19 protein-coding genes are annotated in these 24,700 nt (G+C 31.9%); 14 read left to right on the top strand and 5 right to left on the bottom strand.

Annotated features, from left to right (window positions below; translation table 11 throughout):
• The first annotated feature begins 21 nt into the window (after positions 1-21).
• The 11 genes from BN1372_RS10685 (at position 22) to BN1372_RS10635 (ending at position 17,416) form a co-directional block, all read left to right on the top strand.
• Positions 22-3,939, top strand: coding sequence for a DUF4430 domain-containing protein (locus BN1372_RS10685; protein ID WP_147515372.1), 3,918 nt, complete (start codon positions 22-24; stop codon positions 3,937-3,939).
• A 155-nt stretch (positions 3,940-4,094) separates the two neighbouring features.
• On the top strand, positions 4,095-4,745 hold the full coding sequence (locus BN1372_RS10680) for a class A sortase (RefSeq protein WP_062199321.1): 651 nt from the start codon (positions 4,095-4,097) through the stop codon (positions 4,743-4,745).
• A gap of 136 nt (positions 4,746-4,881) precedes the next feature.
• Positions 4,882-6,963, top strand: a complete 2,082-nt coding sequence (locus BN1372_RS10675; RefSeq protein ID WP_062199319.1) for a DUF4430 domain-containing protein — start codon at positions 4,882-4,884, stop codon at positions 6,961-6,963.
• Between the two features lie 30 nt (positions 6,964-6,993).
• Positions 6,994-8,949, top strand: coding sequence for a hypothetical protein (locus BN1372_RS10670; RefSeq protein ID WP_062199316.1), 1,956 nt, complete (start codon positions 6,994-6,996; stop codon positions 8,947-8,949).
• An 11-nt stretch (positions 8,950-8,960) separates the two neighbouring features.
• Positions 8,961-9,518, top strand: a complete 558-nt coding sequence (locus BN1372_RS10665; RefSeq protein ID WP_062199314.1) for a DUF4430 domain-containing protein — start codon at positions 8,961-8,963, stop codon at positions 9,516-9,518.
• A 1-nt stretch (position 9,519) separates the two neighbouring features.
• Entirely contained in the window at positions 9,520-10,401 is an 882-nt protein-coding gene (locus BN1372_RS10660) for an energy-coupling factor transporter transmembrane component T (RefSeq protein ID WP_062199312.1), read from the top strand.
• The gene (locus BN1372_RS10655; RefSeq protein ID WP_062199309.1) at positions 10,374-12,065 is read left to right on the top strand and encodes an ABC transporter ATP-binding protein; all 1,692 of its coding nucleotides are present in this window, start codon (positions 10,374-10,376) and stop codon (positions 12,063-12,065) included. The genes BN1372_RS10660 and BN1372_RS10655 overlap by 28 nt, the downstream gene beginning before the upstream one ends.
• Positions 12,058-12,741, top strand: a complete 684-nt coding sequence (locus BN1372_RS10650) for an ECF transporter S component (RefSeq protein ID WP_062199307.1) — start codon at positions 12,058-12,060, stop codon at positions 12,739-12,741. The genes BN1372_RS10655 and BN1372_RS10650 overlap by 8 nt, the downstream gene beginning before the upstream one ends.
• Before the next feature lie 36 nt (positions 12,742-12,777).
• On the top strand, positions 12,778-13,722 hold the full coding sequence (locus BN1372_RS10645) for an AAA family ATPase (protein WP_147515371.1): 945 nt from the start codon (positions 12,778-12,780) through the stop codon (positions 13,720-13,722).
• 39 nt (positions 13,723-13,761) lie between these two features.
• Positions 13,762-14,931 carry a DUF58 domain-containing protein gene (locus tag BN1372_RS10640; RefSeq protein WP_062199303.1) on the top strand — a complete coding sequence of 390 codons (1,170 nt, stop codon included), beginning with the start codon at positions 13,762-13,764 and terminating at the stop codon, positions 14,929-14,931.
• A gap of 19 nt (positions 14,932-14,950) precedes the next feature.
• Complete coding sequence (locus BN1372_RS10635; protein WP_062199301.1) at positions 14,951-17,416, top strand: transglutaminase-like domain-containing protein; 2,466 nt, start codon at positions 14,951-14,953, stop codon at positions 17,414-17,416.
• 327 nt (positions 17,417-17,743) lie between these two features.
• Here BN1372_RS10635 and BN1372_RS10630 read toward each other — a convergent pair whose 3' ends face one another.
• Positions 17,744-19,003: a BaiN/RdsA family NAD(P)/FAD-dependent oxidoreductase gene (locus tag BN1372_RS10630; RefSeq protein WP_062199299.1), complete on the bottom strand. Its 1,260-nt coding sequence runs from the start codon at positions 19,001-19,003 to the stop codon at positions 17,744-17,746.
• Positions 19,004-19,225: 222 nt separating this feature from the next.
• Here BN1372_RS10630 and BN1372_RS10625 point away from each other — a divergent pair, with 222 nt between their 5' ends.
• Positions 19,226-20,875, top strand: a complete 1,650-nt coding sequence (locus BN1372_RS10625) for a putative polysaccharide biosynthesis protein (RefSeq protein WP_062199297.1) — start codon at positions 19,226-19,228, stop codon at positions 20,873-20,875.
• Between the two features lie 111 nt (positions 20,876-20,986).
• Here the strand turns inward: BN1372_RS10625 and BN1372_RS10620 are convergent, their stop codons facing one another.
• Entirely contained in the window at positions 20,987-21,229 is a 243-nt protein-coding gene (locus BN1372_RS10620; protein WP_062199295.1) for a hypothetical protein, read from the bottom strand.
• 140 nt (positions 21,230-21,369) lie between these two features.
• Complete coding sequence (locus BN1372_RS10615) at positions 21,370-21,798, bottom strand: DUF6884 domain-containing protein (protein WP_062199294.1); 429 nt, start codon at positions 21,796-21,798, stop codon at positions 21,370-21,372.
• A 70-nt stretch (positions 21,799-21,868) separates the two neighbouring features.
• Between BN1372_RS10615 and BN1372_RS10610 the strand changes: the two genes are divergently transcribed.
• Entirely contained in the window at positions 21,869-22,582 is a 714-nt protein-coding gene (locus BN1372_RS10610) for a pseudouridine synthase (protein WP_062199292.1), read from the top strand.
• A 17-nt stretch (positions 22,583-22,599) separates the two neighbouring features.
• Here the strand turns inward: BN1372_RS10610 and BN1372_RS10605 are convergent, their stop codons facing one another.
• The gene (locus tag BN1372_RS10605; protein ID WP_062199290.1) at positions 22,600-22,821 is read right to left on the bottom strand and encodes a DeoR family transcriptional regulator; all 222 of its coding nucleotides are present in this window, start codon (positions 22,819-22,821) and stop codon (positions 22,600-22,602) included.
• A gap of 117 nt (positions 22,822-22,938) precedes the next feature.
• Positions 22,939-23,130: a putative motility protein gene (locus BN1372_RS10600; protein ID WP_062199288.1), complete on the bottom strand. Its 192-nt coding sequence runs from the start codon at positions 23,128-23,130 to the stop codon at positions 22,939-22,941.
• 161 nt (positions 23,131-23,291) lie between these two features.
• Here BN1372_RS10600 and pepV point away from each other — a divergent pair, with 161 nt between their 5' ends.
• Complete coding sequence (gene pepV / locus BN1372_RS10595; protein WP_062199286.1) at positions 23,292-24,689, top strand: dipeptidase PepV; 1,398 nt, start codon at positions 23,292-23,294, stop codon at positions 24,687-24,689.
• Positions 24,690-24,700 lie beyond the last annotated feature (11 nt).

The following is a 24,700-nucleotide window of genomic DNA, read 5'->3' as shown; positions in this document are numbered from 1 at the left end:
GCATTATTGATGTTTTCACCTATGACAACATTTAGGGTAAATGCTGAAGATGTATTTAATGATGTTCAATCAACAAATATTAGCTCAGATCCTTCAATTAGAACCAATTTAGAAGATAATTATATTACAAAAGCAGATCGATTAACGTTTGATTTATGGGCGTATGATAGTAATGGGAATAAGATAAGTGCTTCCAATGTTAAGGTAACAAATAATGGTAAAAAAATTAATATTAACTGGGATGACACAGAAAAGACAAGTTATACATTAAATTTAAATATTGGAATAAACAATGTTGAAATTGTTGTAGAAAATCAGGGTAAAACGTATACGAACAAATATAAGTTAACTCGGGAAGAAGCTAAAGATGGAGATGTTATTGGAACATTCATTTTTAGCTTAGATGCCTTTACTATTGGGTTAGGGTACATAATTGAACCAGTAGAAGTGGATATTATTAAAGGTAGGAGAGCTTCTCATGAATTAGATGAAATACTTAAAAAAAATGGATTTGATTACAGAAAAACAGGACAATTGGATAATAGTTTTTATTTTGCTACTTTGCTAGATGATACAAATGTTGTGTATAAAACCGAACCTAATATACCAGATATATTAAAGGAAAAGTTAGAAGGAAATTATGATGAAGGGAATTATGATCCTGAATGGGGTCTAGGGGAATTTGATTTCAATTCATTGTCAGGATGGATGTATTCAGTTAATAATATTTTTCCTAATGTTGGATTTGCTGATTATTATCTTAAAGATGGAGATGTAATGCGTGTCCAATATACGATTGCCTTAGGTAGTGATATAGGTGGTGGTTGGGGTTCGAATTTTTTTGACAAAGTAAATAAAGATGCATTGACTAAAAAAATAGCTCAAATTAACAGCAGTGATAAAAAAGATGAATATTTAAAAAATGATAACTTAAAAAAAGTTTATAATCATGCCATTAATGTTCTTAAAACTGTAGATGCGAGTCAAGTCGAAATAGATGAGGCACTTGAAAAAATAGATCAGGAAGAAAATATTGTTGTAGCAAAAAAAGCAGAAGAGAAAATTGCAGATTTACCGGAAGTATCTAATCTTACATTAAAAGACAAAGCATTGGTAGAAGAAGTGAGAGTAGCATACAACCAGTTAACAGAATCACAACAAAAATTAGTAGCAAATGCAGAAAAGCTAAGCCAACTAGAAGCAAGAATAAAAGAATTAGAACAAGAAGCAGTAGATAAAGCAGCAGCAAAAAAAGCAGAAGAAAAAATTGCAGATTTACCGGAAGTATCTAATCTTACATTAAAAGATAAAGCATTGGTAGAAGAAGTGAGAGTAGCATACAACCAGTTAACAGAATCACAACAAAAATTAGTAGCAAATGAAGAAAAGCTAAGCCAACTAGAAGCAAGAATAAAAGAATTAGAACAAGAAGCAGTAGATAAAGCAGCAGCAAAAAAAGCAGAAGAAAAAATTGCAGATTTACCGGAAGTATCTAATCTTACATTAGGCAATAAAGCATTGGTAGAAGAAGTGAGAGTAGCATACAACCAGTTAACAGAATCACAACAAAAATTAGTAGCAAATGAAGAAAAGTTAAGCCAACTAGAAGCAAGAATAAAAGAATTAGAACAAGAAGCAGTAGATAAAGCAGCAGCAAAAAAAGCAGAAGAAAAAATTGCAGATTTACCGGAAGTATCTAATCTTACATTAAAAGACAAAGCATTGGTAGAAGAAGTGAGAGTAGCATACAACCAGTTAACAGAATCACAACAAAAATTAGTAGCAAATGAAGAAAAGCTAAGCCAACTAGAAGCAAGAATAAAAGAATTAGAACAAGAAGCAGTAGATAAAGCAGCAGCAAAAAAAGCAGAAGAAAAAATTGCAGATTTACCGGAAGTATCTAATCTTACATTAGGCAATAAAGCATTGGTAGAAGAAGTGAGAGTAGCATACAACCAGTTAACAGAATCACAACAAAAATTAGTAGCAAATGAAGAAAAGTTAAGCCAACTAGAAGCAAGAATAAAAGAATTAGAACAAGAAGCAGTAGATAAAGCAGCAGCAAAAAAAGCAGAAGAAAAAATTGCAGATTTACCGGAAGTATCTAATCTTACATTAAAAGACAAAGCATTGGTAGAAGAAGTGAGAGTAGCATACAACCAGTTAACAGAATCACAACAAAAATTAGTAGCAAATGAAGAAAAGCTAAGCCAACTAGAAGCAAGAATAAAAGAATTAGAACAAGAAGCAGTAGATAAAGCAGCAGCAAAAAAAGCAGAAGAGAAAATTGCAGATTTACCGGAAGTATCTAATCTTACATTAGGCAATAAAGCATTGGTAGAAGAAGTGAGAGTAGCATACAACCAGTTAACAGAATCACAACAAAAATTAGTAGCAAATGAAGAAAAGCTAAGCCAACTAGAAGCAAGAATAAAAGAATTAGAACAAGAAGCAGTAGATAAAGCAGCAGCAAAAAAAGCAGAAGAAAAAATTGCAGATTTACCGGAAGTATCTAATCTTACATTAGGCAATAAAGCATTGGTAGAAGAAGTGAGAGTAGCATACAACCAGTTAACAGAATCACAACAAAAATTAGTAGCAAATGAAGAAAAGTTAAGCCAACTAGAAGCAAGAATAAAAGAATTAGAACAAGAAGTAGTAGATAAAGCATTAAAAGAAGTAGAAGAAAAAATTGCAGATTTACCGGAAGTATCTAATCTTACATTGGAAGACAAAGCATTGGTAGAAGAAGTGAGAGTAGCATACAACCAGTTAACAGAATCACAACAAAAATTAGTAGCAAATGAAGAAAAGTTAAGCCAACTAGAAGCAAGAATAAAAGAATTAGAACAAGAAGCAGTAGCAAAAAAAGCAGAAGAAAAAATTGCAGATTTACCGGAAGTATCTAATCTTACATTAAAAGACAAAGCATTGGTAGAAGAAGTGAGAGTAGCATACAACCAGTTAACAGAATCACAACAAAAATTAGTAGCAAATGCAGAAAAGTTAAGTCAACTGGAAGCAAAATTAAAAGAACTAGAACAATATTCTAATGATAATGAAACGGTGCCTTCAGATAGTCAACAAGAAGGGATTTTAAAATTTAATTATATCTATCAACTAAGTTCAGAAAAAGACTATTCGTCTTTCACTAATCCAGAGATTCGTATAGAGTTACCTAACAATTTTGAAATAGAGTCTATTAGAGCTACAGATAGTGAGGGGAAAGAATTAAATGCTAAGCTGGTTGATGGCAAGAGTGGTCAATACATTGCAGTAAATCAAAAAGAAATTATTGATCAATTTAAAGCAACATATCAGGTAAAAACAGAAAATAATGAAGAAATGAAAACAAATGATGTACAAGTGATTAATTCACCTAATGACACACTAAATAAAATAGAGAAAGAAAAAACTGTAGTAAAAGCATCTATTCAAGAAAATGTAGAAATTAATATAGAAATGAAGTTAAACAATACAATACCTGAAGGAACTTATGAATTAAAAACAGCATTATATAAAAGTTATGATATAGATGCCGAACAAGTAGATGGTACAACACAAATACTATTAGCTAACGTTAATAAAAAAGAAGAGTCTTCTAGCCCTAAAACAGAAAATAATGAGCCAACACAAGAACAAACAAATGAACAAATGCAAAATCAAACACAAGAATCAACACAAGGTGTGTCAAATAAACCAATAGAAGAATCATCAAAAGAGTCAATAGATAAATTAGAAAATGGTAATCCAACTTCCGATACATTACAACAAGAAACATTAGAAAAAGTATCTGAAAAGAATAGCGTGAAAAATAATAATGTTGAAATTCCTAAAACTGGAGAAAATCAAAGTGTGGTTTCTTTCATAGTAGGTATATCTTTCATCTTAATTGGATTTTTATTGTTAATAAGAAAAAAGTTAAAATTAAAACTTTAAATTAAACATAAGTAAAGCAATTTAGTAATTCAAAATGTATTGAATAGGGCTTCCATTGCTAATTAGTTTTATTAATAGTGGAGGTCCTATTTTATAAGGAAAAAATATTATATTAAAAAATTATTGCTTTGAATAAATAGGAGACGGTAATTAACATGAAATATAAAATATTGCCTTTATTGTTTATCATCGTTGGATTTTTATTCCTTATCAGTCCATCCGTAAAGAATTATCTTATTAGTGATATGTCTCAACAATCATATGAAAATTTAAAAATTCAGAATGATATGACGACGAGCTTAAAACAAGCAAAAAATATTGGAGAAATTAATTTTGTAAGTGAGAGAGACGTTTTAAAGGCATGGTTAACAGAAGTTAATAATGAAGGAATTGGATTAATTGCTATACCTTCAGTTGGATTAAAGTTACCTATTTTTCGTGAAACAACAAATACAAATTTATTAAAAGGGGCAGGTCTGTTAAATGATGAATTTTATGGATTTAATAAAGGAAATGTTATTTTAACAGGTCATCACATGAAAAAAGAAGGATTATTATTTCAACCACTTATGAAATTAAAAGAGGGAGAAAAAGTTTATATCAAAGATCAAAAAAAAGTTTATGTGTATCAGATTGAAAAAAACTTTGTTATTAATGAAAAAGACACAACCATTTTATCAAATGATTACAATGGATTAACATTAATTACTTGTGATGTTCCTACTCCAACAAAAAATCGAATTATTTTTCAAGGAAAATTAATAAAAGAAGGAAAAAAAGAAGAAATGAAACGAGTATTTGAATAAGGAAATATGATTGTAATACATTTTCTTTCTGTATTAAATAAAGCATGTTGTATTTTGCACTATACACATGTTAAATATTGATTTTGATTTCATTTCGTTGGATACAGGAAACAGATAGGGAAGGAGCTTAGCAGTGATGAAGATTTTTTTAAAAATGCTTCAACATACAGTCTTTAATCGCGAAAAATCTTTCAAAGTACTTACTATTTTAGCGATTTTAAGCTTTTTTGTAACATATGTTGGATACGCTTTTACACAACAAAAAATGTTAAATCCAGAAAATCCAATGGAAGAATTCGCGCAAAATAGTTCTCAAGTTCCATTAGAAAGTAGTTATAAACATTTAGTCAATGGTACAAGTAATGAAAAAGGAGAAAGAACAGAAAAAAAAGAGCAATTGAAAGAAGAAAAGAAAAATGATGAAGAAAAACAACAGGAAGAGAAAGAAGAAATAAAACCGAACCAAGAAAAAGAAGAAAACAACGCTAGTTACGGCGAATCTAGCGAAGAAAAAGAGAATTCTCAGGGGCAAACTGGAAATGGTGAAAGTGAGCTCATTAATAAAGAATCACCGTATGTAGAAATTATTGATCCAGAAGATGTTGTGAAAAAAGAAAAAGAACAAAACGATTTTTTTACAACGACAATAAAAAATAAAGAAACCGTCACTAAAAAAGAATATTCTTTTAGAATTAAACAAAAAAAACATGAGTATAAAGTTAAGTCGGTAGATGTTTATTTAAATAAAACACTACAACAAAAATTTGATGGTAGTGTCATTCTTGATGAAGACGAAAATACTATTACAGTTAAAGTAACGTACCAAGATAAAAAAGGTAAAATATTTACTGTTTCAAAGACATATACTGTCTATTTAAAGGTTGAAAAAATTGTTATTCAAACTGATTTGAAAGATAAGGATATAGTTGAAAAGCCAGAACTAACCTTTACTGCTTGGGCAGAAAAAGATGGGAAAGAACTCCCAGTCAATGTTCTTTTAAAAAATAAAAAAATCAAAGAAGACAGTAAACATCAGTATTTTGTTCAGTTAAAAGAAGGCGAAAATAAAATTACTATATCTGCTTCGCATAAAGATAAAAAAATAAAAAAAACGTATCTCATTACTTATCAAAAAGAAAAAAATAATTTAATCATTGATACGGATTTAAAAGATCAGCAAGTAGATGTCCAGGCATTTTCTTTTAATGCGGTGGCTAAAAATGGTGAAAAGGCTGTTACTTTATCTGTAAGCGTGAATGAGAAATCATTAGATGAACAGAGTGATGGACAGTATTCTACAACACTTCAAGAAGGCGAAAATAATATCAAATTAACAGCTACATACAAAGATGAAGCTTTAATTCAAAACTATGTAATTACTTATGTTGTTCCTCAAAGTGGTGAGCAACAAGAGAAGGAAAAAGATAAGAATGCACATGCTCCTACAATAACTGTATTTGACATAAAAGAAGGAGAAGTAATAAAAAACTCTCAGCGAACATTCCATGTAAAAGCATTTGATTATAAAGGAAAATCTCTTACAACTGGAAATGGAATCATTTCTGTTTCAAATAATGGAAATCCTGTTCAATTTGGCTGGAAGGATTCTAGTCAAATTAGTTTTAAACTAAATATCCAAAATGGACACAATAGCATTGTTATTACTGGAATTGATGAAGAAGGTAATAAAGGAGTTTATGAACTTGTTGTTATTGGTCAAGTTGCGGAGGAATTCGGTAGTGTAGGGACAGTAACAATCAGTCTAGAAGCAACTACAATCGGTCTTGGTTATCTTATTCCACCAGTTCAAGTAGAAATATATCAAGGTGAGAGAGCCTCTCACGTATTAGATAGATTATTTAAAGAATACGGTATTGAGTACACACATACTGGTAAACATGAGAACTCATTTTATTTGTCGGCTATTTATAAACCAGGTATCGTAACAAATCCGATAATTCCAGCAGATTTAGCAGAATTATTACAAAGAGATATGGATCGATTTGAACCAGAGGATTATCTAACAGATTCACTTGGAGAATTTGATTTTTCAAATGGTTCTGGATGGATGTATAGCGTGAATGGGAATTACCCAAATGTTGGTTTTGCTGATTATTATTTTAAAGACGGGGATGTTGTGAGAATTAGATTTACATTAGCATATGGAGCTGATATTGGTGGGGGTATGCCTGGGTCAGATTATGCAAAGGAATGGTGATTATCAAACTGAATTAAAGGGGAAGTTAAGATGTTAAACAAAAAGTTGAAAAAGATCTATACTTTGATTTCCATTCTATTAATAGTTTCTTTTTTTATGACAACAATATCCTCTAATATTTATGCTAAAACATCAGAAAAAGAAAAAGTGACAAATCAAGACAGTGATGTTTATGTAGACCATATCGGAATGATTATTAACTGGAAAAAGGATAGCATAGGTACTTTAGAAAAAGACCCTTTGTTAAATAGCAGTTTTTTAGAAAATGCTGGGGATACAACGGGGGATTGGTATCCGATTGGCATTGGTAGAATTGGTTATCCCGATGACTATGAAGCGTATTTAGCGGTTATCGGGGATAACGTTAGTCAACGTTATAAAACAAAAGATAAATTAAGTAAAACAAAGTCTACAGAATGGCACAGGATATCATTAGCGATTTTAGCAATGGGTGGGGATCCAACTCAAATCGGGAGAGATGAATCAGGTCACTCGATTGATTTAATTGCGGACGGAACATATAACCGTGGAAAAACAAATTCTTTAGGTAAGCAAGGAATTAATGGTTGGATTTTTGGACTAATTACGCTTGATAGTATGCGATATGAAGTACCGAAAGATGCTTACAATACACGCGATGATATTATTCAAAAAATATTGGAATTGCAATTGCATGATGGAGGCTTTTCATTTCAAGCTGAAACAGCTGACCCAGACATAACAGCAATGGCTATTCAGGCATTAGCTCCTTATTATAATAGTGAGCAAATATATACGTATAAACAAAAAGTAAGTGGGAAAACGGTAACAAAAAAAGTTAGACAAGTGATAGATGAATCATTGGCAGTGCTATCAAAATTACAATTAGAAGATGGTGATTATGAGAGTTGGGGAGCAAAAAATGTGGAAAGCACAGCGCAAGTATTGGTTGCTTTAACAAGCCTTGGAATAGACCCTGCACACGATGAACGCTTTATTAAAAATGAGAATACTTTAATTAATGGAATTTTAAAATATCATCAAAATGATGGTGGTTTTATTCATTCAGAAAAATATGATGTGGATAATCCAACATCTTTACCAGATGAGTCAAATTCGATGGCGAGTGAACAAGTTCTTTATGCTCTCATTTCATTGAAACGATATTATGGAAATTATCGTACGTTATACGATTTTAGAGAAGAAATGGACCAAGATTTAAAAAAAGAAATTATGTCACTCGAACAATCGATTGAATCTTTACCTGATTCAATTACAGAAAAAGATAAAGAAGTGGTAGAAGAATTGTTTCAAAAATATTTAAACATTCCTATTTCTGAACGTTCTTATGTTTTTCATTACTATAAACTAGCAGAATCAATGGGAAAATTAGGGATTGAAAATAATTCCGAATCTATCGCCAAAAATATAGGAGTAACAAAACATGGAAATGGCTCGATTACACCAATTTTTGATAAGCAAAAAGTAATCATAGAGGAATTAGTTTTCTCGGAAGAAGATGCAAATGAAGTGAAGCAAATACCAGATAAAGTAACGACGGAACATTATGTAGAAGTTGTGAAGTTAATAAAAAAATTAGAGACTGCAAAAAACAAAGATGAGTATATTTATGCATTAGATGAACTGAATATGAAAAAAGAAAAAATTGAAAGAATAAAAGCGGAGATTGAATTGTTAAATCGTGATATTTTAGATCAGTTATATCCTTTTAGCGAACTTTCCATTAAAGATAAAGAAAATGTAGAAAATATTGTTTCCCGTTTTGAACAATTAAGTCCTTATGATCAAAAGAAAGTACTAGGGCATGAGGATATAAAAAAATCAAAAACACAAATTGATAATTTAATTCGAGCTAGAATTATTACGATTGTCATTATAATGCTTATTTTTGTTATCATTACTACGATTATTTTAAGAGCAAGGAAACGTAAAAAAGAAAAAATGAAACAAAAAATGCTATTAGTAGATGAAAGAGATTGTGACTAGGAGGAAGAACAGTGCGTAAAGATTTATTATCCCTAGCTTTTGTCATTTTATTAATAGCAGTACTAGCTTCTGGTACAAAAATTCAATCAGTTGATGAATATTATTTAACTCATATTGATGACATAACAGAGGATTCAGAAACAGTAACAATCAGCATTCATTGTGACACTATTCTAGATAACTGGGATCAATTATCTAAAGAACTAAGGTCAGAAAAATATGTTCCAAAAGATGGTGTTATTTTAAAACAAACAGAATACGTGTTACGACCAGGTGATACTGTTTTTGATATTTTACAAAGAACGGTACGACACAATAAAATTCATATGGAATTTCAAGGTGCAGACCAGAATGCGTATGGCAGTGTCTATATTCAAGGGATTAATCATTTATATGAATTTTCTTGCGGTCCACTAAGTGGTTGGATGTATGCTGTTAATGAGGAATATCCAGATTATGGGGTGAGTAAGTATAAATTAAAAGATGGGGATGTAATTGAATTTAATTATACGTGTGATTTAGGAAGAGATTTAGGATATGAATTTTCTATGAAAAATAAAGGTGATTGAAGTGAAAAGTTTTTCAACGTTTCATCCGAGTATTTTATTTTTGTATTATGTTTCTGTTATTTTTGTGACGATGTTTACAATGAATCCTATTCTTTTAGTCTTTTCATTGTTTGGAAGTATTATTTTCTTCATAATGATGCACCCATTAAAGGTAATTTTAAAAGATATAGGTTTTTATAGTTTAGTGTTTATTTTGATTTCTATTACTAATCCGATATTTAGTCATAATGGAGAAACCATTTTATTTTTTTTAAATGATAACCCAGTCACATTAGAAGCAATTATTTATGGTATTTTCATTGCAACGATGTTAACATCTATTATTTTTTGGAGTAAATCGTACAGTGAATTAATGACGTCAGATAAATTTATTTATTTATTTGGTAAAGCAATTCCAAAGTTATCATTAGTGATTTCGATGTCTTTGCGATTTATTCCAATGTTTAAAAGGCAAATAAAAAAAGTACATCAAGTACAAAAAACATTAGGTCTATATACAAGTAATAGCATAACAGATCGAGTATTCAGTAGTTTTCGAGTTTTTAGTAGTATTTTAACTTGGTCATTTGAAAATGCTATCAATCAAGCAGATTCCATGAAAGCAAGGGGATACGGGTTAAAAGGAAGAACAAATTTCTCGTTGTTTCAATGGTATAAAAGGGATGTATGGATGATAGTGATTATTAGTCTTCTCATTTTAAGTCTAATCATTGGATTTTATCAACAACAATTTGAATTTAATTATTATCCAGTAATCTCTTCCCTTCATTTTTCAACAAAAGATTTTGTGCAATATATGATTGCTTTTATTTTAATGGTGATTCCTTTTGGTATCGAAGTAAAGGAGAACATAAAGTGGAAATTATTAAGGTCGAAGATTTAAATTTTTCATATCCACAACAAAAAGTACCTAGTATAACAAATGTAACTTTTTCTATACAAGAAGGAGAATTTGTCGTTATTTGTGGTGAATCAGGATCTGGAAAAACAACGCTTTTAAAATTATTAAAAAGAGAATTAACACCGCACGGAAACAAAACAGGTGAAATTTATTATAAAGGAAAAAAGATAGAAGAACTAGACGAGAGAACATCAGCAAGTGAAATTGGCTATGTGATGCAAAATCCAGAAAATCAAATTGTAACAGATAAGGTATGGCATGAATTAGCGTTCGGATTAGAAAATATAGGTGTGCCCACATCTGTAATAAGAAGAAGGGTAGGGGAAATAGCAAATTTTTTTGGTATTCATTCATGGTTTAGGAAAAAAACAACGGAGTTATCTGGAGGGCAAAAGCAACTTTTAAATTTGGCATCTATTATGGTTATGCAACCACAAGTATTAATTTTAGATGAACCGACTTCTCAGTTAGATCCTATTGCAGCATCAGATTTTATCGCGACATTACAAAAATTAAATCGCGACTTAGGTCTTACGATTATTTTAGTTGAGCATCGTTTAGAAGAAGTGCTTTCATTATCAGATAGAGTGATTGTGATAGAAAATGGGGCTATCATTGCTAATGAAAAGCCAAAATATATAGGAACAAGGTTAAAACAAATAAATGAAACTCACAAAATGTTAAAAGCGCTTCCTAGTGCGATGCGCATTTTTAATGCATTACAACTAGAAGGTAAAAGTCCATTAACAATCCGAGATGGTCGTGAATTTTTAAAAAAACATTTTAAAATGGATATCGAAACGTTACATAAACCTTTTTCTAATCAGCAGAAAAGTTCGAATGAGAAAGTTTTACAATTTAAAAATGTGTGGTTTCGTTATGAAAGAGATTTACCTGATGTCATAATGGGAGCTAATCTTGAAGTGGAAAAAGGAGAGGTTGTAAGTATTCTAGGGGGGAACGGTTCAGGAAAAACGACATTATTAACTTTAATGGCCGGCCAAAATCGTGCCTATAAGGGAAATATCTTGATCAAAGGAAAAAAAATCAAAGGTTACAAAGGGAAAGAATTGTACAAGCATAATTTAGCACTATTACCGCAAGATCCACAAAGTCTATTTTTAAAATCAACGGTTAAAGAAGATTATGAAGAAATTAGCAAAGTAATGGGATATACAAAAAAAGAAATGAATAAAAGTATTCAAGAAACAGCGGAAATGTTATCGATTAATCACTTACTCGAAAAACATCCATATGATTTAAGTGGTGGAGAACAACAAAAAGTTGCTTTAGGTAAAGTTTTATTACTAAAACCAAAAATACTTTTGTTAGATGAACCGACCAAGGGGATGGATGCTTTTTCTAAGAAAAATTTACAAAATATTTTATTTGTATTAAAAGAACAAGGGGTCACAATCATTATAGTCACTCATGATGTTGAATTTGCAGCGGTAGTTTCTAATCGTTGTGGGTTGTTTTTTGATGGAGAAGTGATATCAATGGATCCACCTATTGAATTTTTTTCAAACAATAATTTTTATACGACAGCGGCGAATCGTCTTTCTAGGCATATGTATAAAGATGCCATTACTTGTGATCACGTCATAGAACTTTGCAAGTTAAACGGAGAGAAAAAAGATGAGTAATAAGAAGTGGAGAATATTTTTTGTTTTCTTAGTTATTCCCCTTATTATAATGGCAGGTATTGTTGTTTTTAAAGATAGAAATTACAATTTGATTTCTATTATGATGGCATTTTTAGCTTTTATTCTAGTATTTTTGTCATTTGAAAAAAAAGATAGTCAAACAAGGTACCTTGTCATTTTATCAATTATGGTAGCTATTTCGGTTATAGGTCGTTTTATTTTTACTGCACTCCCAGGTTTTAAACCTGTGACAGCGATTGTAGTTATTACGGCCATTTATTTTGGAGCAGAAGCGGGATTTTTAGTAGGTGCATTATCCGCCATTATTTCAAATATCTATTTTGGACAAGGACCATGGACCCCATTTCAAATGTTTTCATGGGGAATGATTGGTTTTATCGCCGGATTACCAGCTGTTCAAACAAAATTGAAAAAAACCAAATGGATGTTAGTTATGTATGGGATTTTCGCAGGTGTTATTTTTTCGTTAATGATGGATATTTGGACCGTACTCGCAGTGGATAGAACTTTTAATGCTACTCGTTATGTAGCAGCGATTCTTGCCTCTTTTCCTTTTATGATTATTTATGCGTTGTCTAACATTATTTTTTTATTGCTAACGATTAAGCCTTTTGGTGAAAAACTAGAGCGAATTAAAATGAAGTATGGTCTGTAAGTAAAGTTATTTTACATGTAAATGGAGGAAATAAAGATGAGAAAAAAATCACAAGCAGTTATAGAAGAAATAGAAAAAGTTATGGTTGGTAAAGATGACGTTATCAAAAAAGTATGGATGTCCATTTTAGCCAAAGGTCATATTTTACTCGAGGATATACCAGGGGTCGGAAAAACTACATTAGCACTTACATTTAGTAAAGCACTGGGACTTGATTTTAAGAGAATTCAATTTACACCAGATGTTGTTGCCTCGGATGTGATTGGTTTTACGATGTATGATAAACAAAAAGAAACATTTGTTTATAAAGAAGGGGCTGTGATGTGTCATTTACTTTTAGCTGATGAAATAAATCGAACAACAAGTCGTACACAAGCAGCATTATTAGAAGCAATGGAAGAAAGTAAAGTGACGGTTGATGGGATAACATATGAGTTACCTAAGCCATTTATCGTGATTGCAACACAAAATCCATTCGGTTCATACGGAACTCAGTTTTTACCACAATCACAGCTTGACCGTTTTATGATGAAATTACAAATGGGTTATCCAGATTTTCAAAGTCAGGTGGAAATATTACGGGATCGTCAGGATAAACAACCACTTGATAGCGTTGTACCAGTTTTAACAAAAGAAGAACTTATCAATATGCAAAATGCAGTAAATCAAGTGTTTGTTGCTGATGAAATTTTAGAATATATTACACATTTAACAGAAGCTACAAGAAATCATGAATTAATATTACAAGGGATTAGTCCGCGTGGAGCTTTATCGATTAATAGATTAGCGAAGGCTCATGCTTTTGTTAATGGAAGAGATTATGTTATTCCAGAAGATGTGATTGAAATATTTATTGATGCGGTTAGTCATCGGATTATTTTAGAGCAAAAATCGAAAGTAGCGAATCATCATGTTTCAAAAATCTTAAAAGAACTTTTAGAAGGGATAAAAACACCAGATAGCACAAAAATAAAGAACTAGTTATCTTATGAAAAAAATGGTTGAGGGGGGGGATAAGAGATGTTACGTTCAAAAATTAAAGGAGTGTTGGTAGGATTATTTGTTATTTTATTTTATATTATCTCTGATTCCTATTTTTCACTTTATTTTTTAGTAGCGACGATTTTTTTACTTCTTTTTTTAGGAATAAGTATAAGGAGAATAAAAAAAGGAGTAATGTTTTCTATACGAGGGCCCAAAGTTACAGAAAAAAACACTAATTCTTTGTGTTCTTTAGAAACAATAAATACAACTGTTTTACCAATTGCTAAAATGAAATGTTTATTGTTTGTGGAAAATGTATGGACAGGAGAAGAAAAGCATCAAGAACTTTATTTTTCAGTGAATGGAAAAAATAAAGAAAAGATCCATTGGAACCTCAATAGTAAATACTGTGGAAAACTAAACATTCGTATACAAAATGTGATTTGTTATGATTATTTGGGAATTTTTAAAACTAGTATCCAACCGAATACCTCATTCGAAATGCTCGTTTTACCGAATCAATTTGACGAAAATTTTAGTTTTTTTGAACATACAATGAGAAAAAGTAATGTTGATGTATCGACTTTAGCACAGAAAGGGCAAGATAGTAGCGATATTTTTAGTATAAAAGAATATAAACCAGGCGATGAGATTAAGCATATTCATTGGAAATTAACGAGTAAATTTGATGAGATTATCGTAAAGGAAATGAGTGAAACAACGGATCAATCTATTTTATTATTGCTAGAGACTTCCACTTTAATGAAAGAAAAAAAATTTTCACCTAAAGTATTAGATAGTATGATGGAAGCGTTTATTTCTGTTTCAAAATCCTTAATAGAGTCAAGTTATACCCACTTCATCGGCTGGTATGATAATAAAATGCGGGAATGGATAATAAAAGAAATAACTTCAATCGATGATCTTTCTTATGTAGTACATGATTTATTACAAATAGAAAAAGGAGCACATACAGAAAGTGGTCTTTCCTTATACTTAAAAAGGGAGTGGAATATGCTTTATTCTCATTTAATTTATATTACACCAGAACAAGAGATGCAATGGAAGAAATATTTAGACCATACATCTCAAATAACGATTTTACAATGTCTAGATGAACAAATAAAAAAATATCATTCCAGACTAGTCGAGCAGATTATTATATCACCAGAATATTCAGAGGAAGGTTTGCACCGACTTGGGTAGTGAGAGAGGGGGGATAGAAGTGAAACAAACAGCTGAAAGTGAGCAGATTGAAATTTCTTTTCAACATGATGAAACAAGTATTCAAAGGAAATGGTCGCAACTAATACGTGATTTTTTTGTTTCTGGAATTGCTTATACAACGATTAGTTTAGGTCTATTATCTATGTTTGAATTAAAAAGTGTATCCATCTTTACAGTTATTTTAGGTTTGCTTTTTTTGCTTTTTTTTCATTTTTTTTATGAACAGTCTACATTAATGTTAAAAGTTTTTTTCTCATTTCTTTTACTAATTATTTTTTTGGTTGTTGTTTTTCATTCCTATATTATAAATGGCTTGAATCTTACTACTAATCAAATGATAAAGGTGATTGGTACACATACAGGTAATTTTTTTCCTCTTTTAGATGTAACGATTAAGCCAGAATTATATACACTAGCTACCTCGAGCTTTTGGGCGGTATTTTCAATTATTATTTCCCTATTTTGCTTTCTAATGGTGAAAAGTAAGAATAATTTATTATTATGGCTTTTTGTTATCACTTTCTTTACTTTCCAAGTGTCTACAGGAATCACACCAGCCATTTACTATAATGTAGCTATATTTTTTTGTAGTATTTTAATGGTTAATTATTCTTTTGTTTATTATCAAAAGGAAAATGTGCTGATTGGAAAAAGTAAAAATTATATTGTAATATTTACATCTGTTATTTTGTTTTTTTTGTTTTTTCTTACTTTTTTATTTTTAAATGTAGTTGAACCAGCTTCTAATTATTCTAAAAACAAAAAAATAGTTTCATTTAAACAGTATTTATCAGATGAGATTTATGATTTTCGGTATGAAAAAGATAAAACAAATACGTTTACACAAGGTGATTTTAAAAAACTAGGAAAATTAAAGTTAACAGATAAAGAGGCGTTAGAAGTTGTGATGGAAAAACCTACTTCTCTTTATTTAAGGGGATTTGTTGGTTCAAAATATACTAGCGATCGTTGGGTAGACTTAGATCCAGCTGCATATTACGATTCTTATGGACTTTTTTATTGGCTTCATAAGTCTGAATTTTATGGTTTACAGCAGTTAAGTATTGTGAATCAATTAAATGGTTCTAATGATTTAAAAACAAGTAAAATAACAATTCATAATCTTGATGCAAATAGTCAATATATTTATGCACCGTATGAATTAAATTCAAAAACAGATGAATTTGAACACATAAAATCTTTTGATGATAGTCAATTAAAGTCAACTAATTTTTTTGGTCATCGCCTCTATCACTATCAATCAAATGATAATTTAGTAAAAAGATATCCCGCTCTAGCTAGCCAATTATATAAAAATAAAGATAGGGAGGAAGTCAAAAGATATTTAAAAAATGAAAGTTACTATAATGAATTTATCTATGAAAAGTATACCGAGATTCCTAAAGATACAAGATTGCTGTTAGAACAATATTTCGATGTTGTGCCGAATGAAGATAACAAACATCTTCCATATGAAAAAGCGATAGATATAGTAAAGACATTTTTAAATCAACATATAAAGTATAAAGTGGATATAGAATCTGTTCCAAAAGAAAAAGATTTCTTTCAATATTTTTTACAAGAAAGTAGGGAAGGATACGCTACACATTATGCAACGACTGCCACGCTAATGTTTCGTTATTTAGGTATTCCTTCTCGGTATGTAGAAGGTTATCTCATTACCCCAAAAGACATTAAAAATAAGGAAAAATTTGAACCAATTACGATCAATGGAACTAACGCTCATGCATGGACTGAAATATATATTGACAACATTGGATGGATCCCAATTGAAGTTACTCCACCTTATTACCAGGTAATGGAGCAAACAGATTTATCAAATTATCCAGGACAATCACAAGGTGAAACGGATGGAGAAAGTGAATATGCACGTGGACAAAAAGATGGTTCTCAAGGGGATTTTCGAGATGAACAACAAAAAAATGGTACGCAGGGGAAACAACAAATAACGGATGATACACAATATCCTAATGCTACTTCTAATCAACAACCAAAAGAAAAAATGCCAGCATGGAAAAAAGTTATTATGGGCAGTTCAATCATTTTAGTACTACTTTTCTTGGCTTTTATCCTATATATTGTGAAAAGAAGAATGGAATTAAGACGTTTGAAAAACAGTTTTGAAGATGATAATTATAAAGTTTCCATTCCAAAAATATTTGATTATACGCTTTCTTTATTACATTATGCAGGATTATCTAGAAAAGGCGGTTCGATTTATAGGTATATAGAAGATATTGAACAAATGTATTCTAAGGAGTATGCCGAAAAGTTTAATCAAGTAATAAAAATAAATCAACAAGCGCGTTTTAGTACGAACAAACTCTCAAAAGAACAACATGAACAAATGAAAAATTTTATGGATGAAACATTAGCGAATTTAATTCAATCCAAAAGTGTTTTTATAAGAATGAAAATGAAGTTTTGGGATTTTGTTTATTAGATTATAACGTTGGTTTTTCATACTTTTTAGAAACTAATGATCATGATTCACATCAGATAAGAGAACAAAGAGTTTAGAAACAGGACCTATGTCAAATTTTTGGACAATGTGGGAGGCTAGTCATCTGATTCCAGAGGTGAAAAAGCATCTCTTTTTCACCGCCTTCCTTATTTTTCTTTTCTCTTACCTCGACTGAGCCCCCATACTTTATAATAAAAGATAGATAAGTGTATCTAATCATCAGTAGGGAAGGGTGAAAACACTAATGATGAAAATTGTTTGTGAAATGACGAATCCACTTTTGAACTAAGGTGACATGAATTCAGCTTAATCTATTATATTCTTTACCCCTGCACTCATTCCAGCTACTCTTCCAGTAACAAGCGCTGCAGTAATATTATATCCACCGGTGTATCCGTGAATATCTAGTACCTCTCCACAAAAATATAACCCTTTTTTTATTTTAGACTCCATTGTTTTAGGATTAATTTCTTTTGTCGATACACCGCCACCTGTTACAAATGCTTTTTCAATAGAAAGTGTGCCATGTACGGAAAAAGAAAAGTGTTTCGCTAGTTGTATAAGATGCTGTACTTGTTGTTTGGAACATTGATTCATTGGTAACTGAGCATCTATCTCTGCTTTTTCTAATAAAAACAATAACATTCGTTCAGGTAGCCAGCCTTTTAACGCCTTTTTAATTGCTTTTTTCGGTTCTTTTTCGCTAAGTTGTCCAATATGTTGGCGTATTAATTCTTCTGTTTGATCTGGAAGCAAATCAATTTCCGTTGTTACGGTGTTGGTTTTTCGTAATTCTTTTACGACAAATTGGCTACAACGTAAACTGATTGGACCAGATATACCAAAGTGAGTGAAAATCATATCCCCTCGATGATGGATGATTGTTTTTCCTTTTTTATTTAAGACGGATAAAGAAACATCGCGAAGAGAAAGTCCTTGTAATGTTTTGTTTTGAATAAAAGTTTCGTTCGAGACAATCGGCACTTCCGTTGGGAAAAGTTCTGTAATCGTATGACCAGCTTTTTCCGCCCAAGGGTATGCATCGCCTTCTGAACCGGTATACGGAACAGATTTCCCTCCTGCCGCTATAATGATATTTTTCGTTTTTAAAAATGTCCCATCTTTTAAAGACACGCCTTTGACCGTTGTTTTATCGTATTCAATCGTTTCTACGGGTGCATTTGTTTTTATTTCTACTCCTAGTTTTTGGAGCTTGTTAAGCAATGCTTGTACAACAGATTGCGCATCGTTGCTAACAGGGAACATTCGTCCGTTATCTTCTTCTTTTAACTTCACCCCGAGCGATTCAAAAAAGCGAATAATATCTTCATTATTAAAAATAGAAAAGGCACTAAATAAAAAGCGCCCATTTCCAGGAATCATTTTAATTAACTCCTCAACAGGCATTCGATTCGTTACATTACAACGCCCACCACCCGATATCGCTAACTTTCTTCCTAATTTATTTCCTTTATCAATAAGCAATACTCGATTTTTTTGTTCAGCACAACTAATGGCAGCCATTAACCCAGAAGGACCACCACCAATGATGATACAATCGTACATTTAATATCCTCGCTTTCTTTCGTCTGTACACGAATTTTATGTTTGGTTTTTATCTCAAAAAGGATTAAAATAGAATTTACGTATTTAATAAATCTTCCTTCAATATTCTAATATTGTTGGCAAGAAGTAGATAACTTTGATAAACGAAATCATATATGAAAACGTCATAATAAGTAGAAAGAGTTTTGTAACTCTTCAGTTGAAGAGTATAGGAGGAGCAACATGTCTTCAAAATTTATAAAAGGTACTGTCATTATGACAGTAGCGACGTTCCTATCTAAATTTTTAGGAATGATTTATATTATACCATTTAATTATTTAGTCGGGGCACAAGGCGCTGCATTATATTCATATGCTTACATTCCGTATATGATTTTAATCAGTCTTTCCACGATTGGAATTCCGCTCGGTGTGTCAAAATTTGTGGCGAAATATAATGAATTAGGGGACTTTAAAACGAGTCAAAAGCTATTTCGTTCTGGTTTAGTAGTAATGACAATCACTGGTTTCATCGCGTGTTTTTCCTTATTATTTGGCGCCAAATATATCGCACCATACGTTATTGGTTCAGGGGATAAAACAGGAAGTTCGATAGACGATGTTGTGTTTGTGATGCAAATGGTGAGTGTTGCGTTAGTCATTATTCCACCAATGAGTTTAATTCGCGGGTACTTCCAAGGGTTTCAAACGATGAAACCGACAGCTATTTCTACAGTCGTTGAACAGATTGTTCGAATTGTTTCCATTTTACTAGGAAGTTATTTAATTATTTATGTATGGCATGGAACGATTGAATCAGCAGTAGGGTTTGCTACATTTGCTGCTTTTCTTGGCGCCATTGCTAGTATGTTTATTTTAATTGGATATTACGTATCACATCGTCCGACGGTGCAGCAAAAAATAAAAAAACAAACGGTTTCTTCTGATATTTCTTTAAAAGCGATGTATAAAGAATTAATTACATATGCGATTCCATTTGTTTTTGTTGGGATTTCCATGCCACTTTACCAATTGATTGATCAGTTTACATTTAACCGAACGTTAATGAACGTTGGCTATTCGTTACAAGATGCAGAAGTTGCATTTGGAGCATTAAATACGTATTCCCAAAAGATTGTGATGATTCCAGTTTCTTTTGCAACTGCGTTGTCTTTATCACTTATTCCCGTTATTACAGAAGCATTTGTTGGAAAAAAACAAATGGAATTGCAAAAACTCATTTCACAATCATTACAAATTACTATCTTTTTAACTGTTCCAATGGCATTTGGTATTTTTTCTTTATCTACTGAAATTTATGGCTTATTATTTGGAAAAGCAGATGTTGTGATTGGCGGAGAAATGTTGAAATATTATGCTCCTGTTGCCATTTTACTCGCCCTTTATAGTGTTTCAACAGCACTTCTTCAAGGCATTAACAAACAAAAATATGTCATGGCTAGTTTATCAGGTGGGTTGTTGTTCAAACTAATCTTGAATGTGCCATTTTTAAAACTATTCGGAGCAACAGGCTCTATTTTTGCAACAGCTATCGGTTATTCCTTTGCGATTGGATTGAATGTATTCATCCTACAACGTTTTGCTTACTTCCCGAAAAGACTAGTACTGAAGCGTTCATTTTTAGTATTATTATTTACCGCAATCATGGTCTCTGTTGTGATTGGAATGATATCGATATTTAATCGTACCTTTAGTTCTACATATGATCATTTAACATTTAAAGCGTTATTTGGTGCCGCTGTAGGCATGATGGTGTATGTATATTTGGTGTATCGTTCTCACTTAGCAGAAAAAATACTTGGGGAAAAAATTGCTATCTTTGCTCGAATAACGAATCTGTTTAAACGTTTTTCGAAACGTCATTCATCATAACATACGCCGTATCTCATTATGACGATACGGCGTATGTTCATTCATTGGGTATTTTTTATCAATTTATTCGTATAGTTTTGTTACAATAAAAGAAGAATCATGTAGCAAACTTTACGCAAAATCTTCTGTTTGACGAGTGAACATTCTTTCTAAACGAGTGACCCTGGCATTTAATTGTTGAATTTGCCGTCCTTGACGTTGAAGTTCACGCTCGATTTGTTGATGTGAATACATCTGTCCTGTTGTTGGCGGATAGCCATATGGTGGTTGCATTGGTGGTTGTTGATACATAGGTGGATATTGCCGAGCTTCTTCTTCGTTATAAAACGGTTCATTTAGGTCAAAAAAATTCATAGTATCTCCTCCGCATAGGGTAATAATGGTTGCTTTTTTTGTTCACACTAGTTTTTATTTAGATAGTATGAAAAAGCATCCATGGTACATTTCACTATCTAGCGTATGAAAAGCTATGCGGATGTGTCATAGATAAGAGCCTATGAATGTAATTGTTTCTCATACCAAATTAATTGTTGCCCGATTCCTAACCCTTCTAATGGAACAACATATTCATATCCGCATTGTTCTAAAATAGGTTCTAAATATTTTCGAAATACTTTTCCACCGTGTAAATAAATAATGGTTTGTTCGGGGGATTCATGTTCTAGTAATGTATGAATAATCTTTTTTCCCCATTCTTGTTTTTCCTTAGCAGAATACGTTTTAATAGAAATATCTTTTGGATCAATTACTTGGTTAGGAAGTAAAAAACCATTGGGGGCATTATAAAAGTAAAAATAATCATAGTTTTTTTGGGCATATTCTAAAGTTTTGACGAATAAAGGGCTTGTGTAAAATTTTATAACAGGAGCTGGATGCTCAAGTTTTTTTCTTGCCGTTGCAAGAAGACCGACTTTTTTCTTCATGTCATACCGCCTCCTATTTGCATTATAGCAATAGTGTAATAAGTTGTAAAAGAAATGAGGTTGTTCATAAATGAGAATAGATAAGTTACTTTCTAATCAAGGAGTTGGCTCAAGAAAAGAAGTAAAACAGTTTCTCAAAAAAGGAATTGTCACTGTGAATGGGATGGTTCAAAAAGATGGGAAAGCGCAAGTTAACCCTGAAGTTGACGATATTCGACTAGGAAATGAAAAAATATGTTATAAACGATTTGTTTATTTTCTTCTTCACAAACCACAAGGGTATGTATCCGCAACTGAAGACCTTCGCGATCCGACAGTCATTGATTTATTACGTGAGAAAGACAAGATTTATGACGTTCATCCCGTTGGAAGATTAGATAAAAATACAGAAGGCCTTTTATTATTAACGAATGACGGCGAATTAACCCATCAGTTAACGTCTCCAAAATATAAAGTACCTAAAACATATTATGCTCATATACAAGGACAAGTAGCAGAAAAACATATTGAGATGTTTAAAAATGGAGTTGTACTAGAAGATGGTTATGAAACATTACCTGCAATGTTAACGATTTTGCAATCTGATGCGTGTTCAGAAATTGAATTAATCATTACGGAAGGGAAATTTCATCAAGTAAAGCGAATGTTTGAAGCAATCGGTATGAAAGTGACGTATTTAAAAAGACTTTCTATGGGGCCATTAACGTTAGAAGAAGGATTAAAATTAGGAGAATATCGTGAGCTAACGGAAATTGAAGTAAGCCAGTTAAAAAAGTCTAGGTAATGTACCTAGACTTTCTTTTACGATGTTTTTTTAATTTTTTTCTCTGTGATTATCCATTTGCCACGGCTTGGACTTTCGACTAAATCATTATATACTAAAACATTTAAATCACGTTGGATTGTTCGTTGTGTAATTCCAAATTCATCAACTAATTCTTTCGTTGAAACCGTACCATGTTCCGAGATGTAAAAGTAAATCGATTTTACTCTGGTGAGCATCCGATTTGTAGATGATTTCAAAAGAGCCACTCCTTAATAATCATTTTTACTCTCTGCTTCACTTCAAAACGATACAATGCTTAACTTGGATTAATAGTGTGAATAAAGAAATTAAATTAGTACGAAGAATTGGACGGATTAAATTCGAATGTCTAATGAGTTACCAAGAGTTGGATGAGGTGCTACGTTTGTTGGTTGATTTTGTGATAAGTCTTGCAACATCATCGTTGCAGCTGTTGATTGATTAGCCATACTTCTATTAAGCATACTTAGTTGGACCGTGTGTTGAAGCGATTGCAAATTAAGTTGCATAGCGGCTGATAAGTCCATAGGAGATTCCCCCTTTCTCTTGTTACTCCTATTTTACAATATTTTGTCTTAAAACACCAAAGATTCTTTGAATTTATTGAAATCTTTAAATTGTCTTAACAATTTTACAAGATGTTAAGAAGGTTTCATTATATTATAATAACAATAGAAGGAGTGATTATATGGATTGGAAAGCAGAAGTAGAAAAAATAAAACGACCTTTTTTAGATGATATGATACAGTTTTTGGCGATTCCAAGTGTGCTAGATGAACAAACAAAACAAGTTGGTTCTCCATTTGGAAAAGATGTAAAACAAGCAATGGATTATTTGTTGCAAAAAGCAGAATCAGATGGGATGACAACGAAAGATGTAGATGGTTATGCTTCTCATATTGAATATGGAGAAGGAGAAGATATTATTGGCATTCTCTGTCATGTTGATGTTGTTCCACCAGGAGAAGGATGGACGAATCCGCCATTTTCACCTACCGTAATAAACGGAAAAGTATATGCTCGTGGTGCGATTGATGATAAAGGTCCGACAATGGCAGCATATTATGCCTTAAAATTAGTGAAAGATTCTAACCTCCCCTTGTCCAAACGAGTACGAATGATTATTGGGGGTGACGAAGAAAGTAACTGGCGTTGTGTCGACCATTATTTTAAACACGAAAAAATGCCAGTAATGGGATTTGCACCAGATGCGGACTTTCCAATTATTCATGCAGAAAAAGGAATCAGCGACGTTGTTTGGATACAACAAATAACAGATAGAGAACAAAAGGACTACACACTTCAATCCTTTTCTGCTGGAGCTCGCTTTAATATGGTGCCTGATGAAGCGACAGCCGTGATTTCAGGAAAACATGTTGCTGTATTATTTGAATCATTTTCCTCCTTTTTAAAAGAATACCCAATCAGTGGGCATGCAGAATTAGAGGAAGATACAGTTACGTTATTCGTAAAGGGAAAATCAGCACATGCCATGGAGCCAAATCATGGGGTGAATGCTGGATTATATTTGGCCCATTTTTTACAGGATTTTTTGTTTGATCATCATGCGCATGACTTTTTATCGTTTATCGATAGGTACTTTTTTCAAGATAGTCGCGGGGAAAAACTACATATCCAAACGAAAGATGAAATATCTGGGGACTTAACGGTCAATGTCGGAGTGTTACGGTTTCGTCATGAAGATGGTGGGATGATTGGGATGAACATACGTTATCCAGTAACCACTACAAGTAATACGATTCACGAAACGTTACAAAAAGTAGCGGATAAAAAACATTTTTCCTATACCATAAAAGAAGATTCTAAGCCGCATTATGTAAAAGAAGATCATCCGCTTATTCAAACGTTAAAACGTGTGTATGAAAAACATACGGGACAGGAAGGAACATTATTGTCCATTGGGGGCGGGACGTACGCTCGGGCATTACAAGCGGGAGTAGCATTTGGTCCGTTATTTCCAGGCCGAAATGAAGTTGCCCATCAAAAGGATGAATATGTCTATATCGATGATCTCCTTCAAGCAATTGCGATTTATGCCGAAGCAATATATGAATTAGCAAAATAAGCCGCTCTCAA

The sequence above is a fragment of the Massilibacterium senegalense genome (assembly GCF_001375675.1).
Classification (GTDB): domain Bacteria; phylum Bacillota; class Bacilli; order Bacillales; family Massilibacteriaceae; genus Massilibacterium; species Massilibacterium senegalense.
This window is presented reverse-complemented; position numbering and strand designations above follow the sequence as displayed.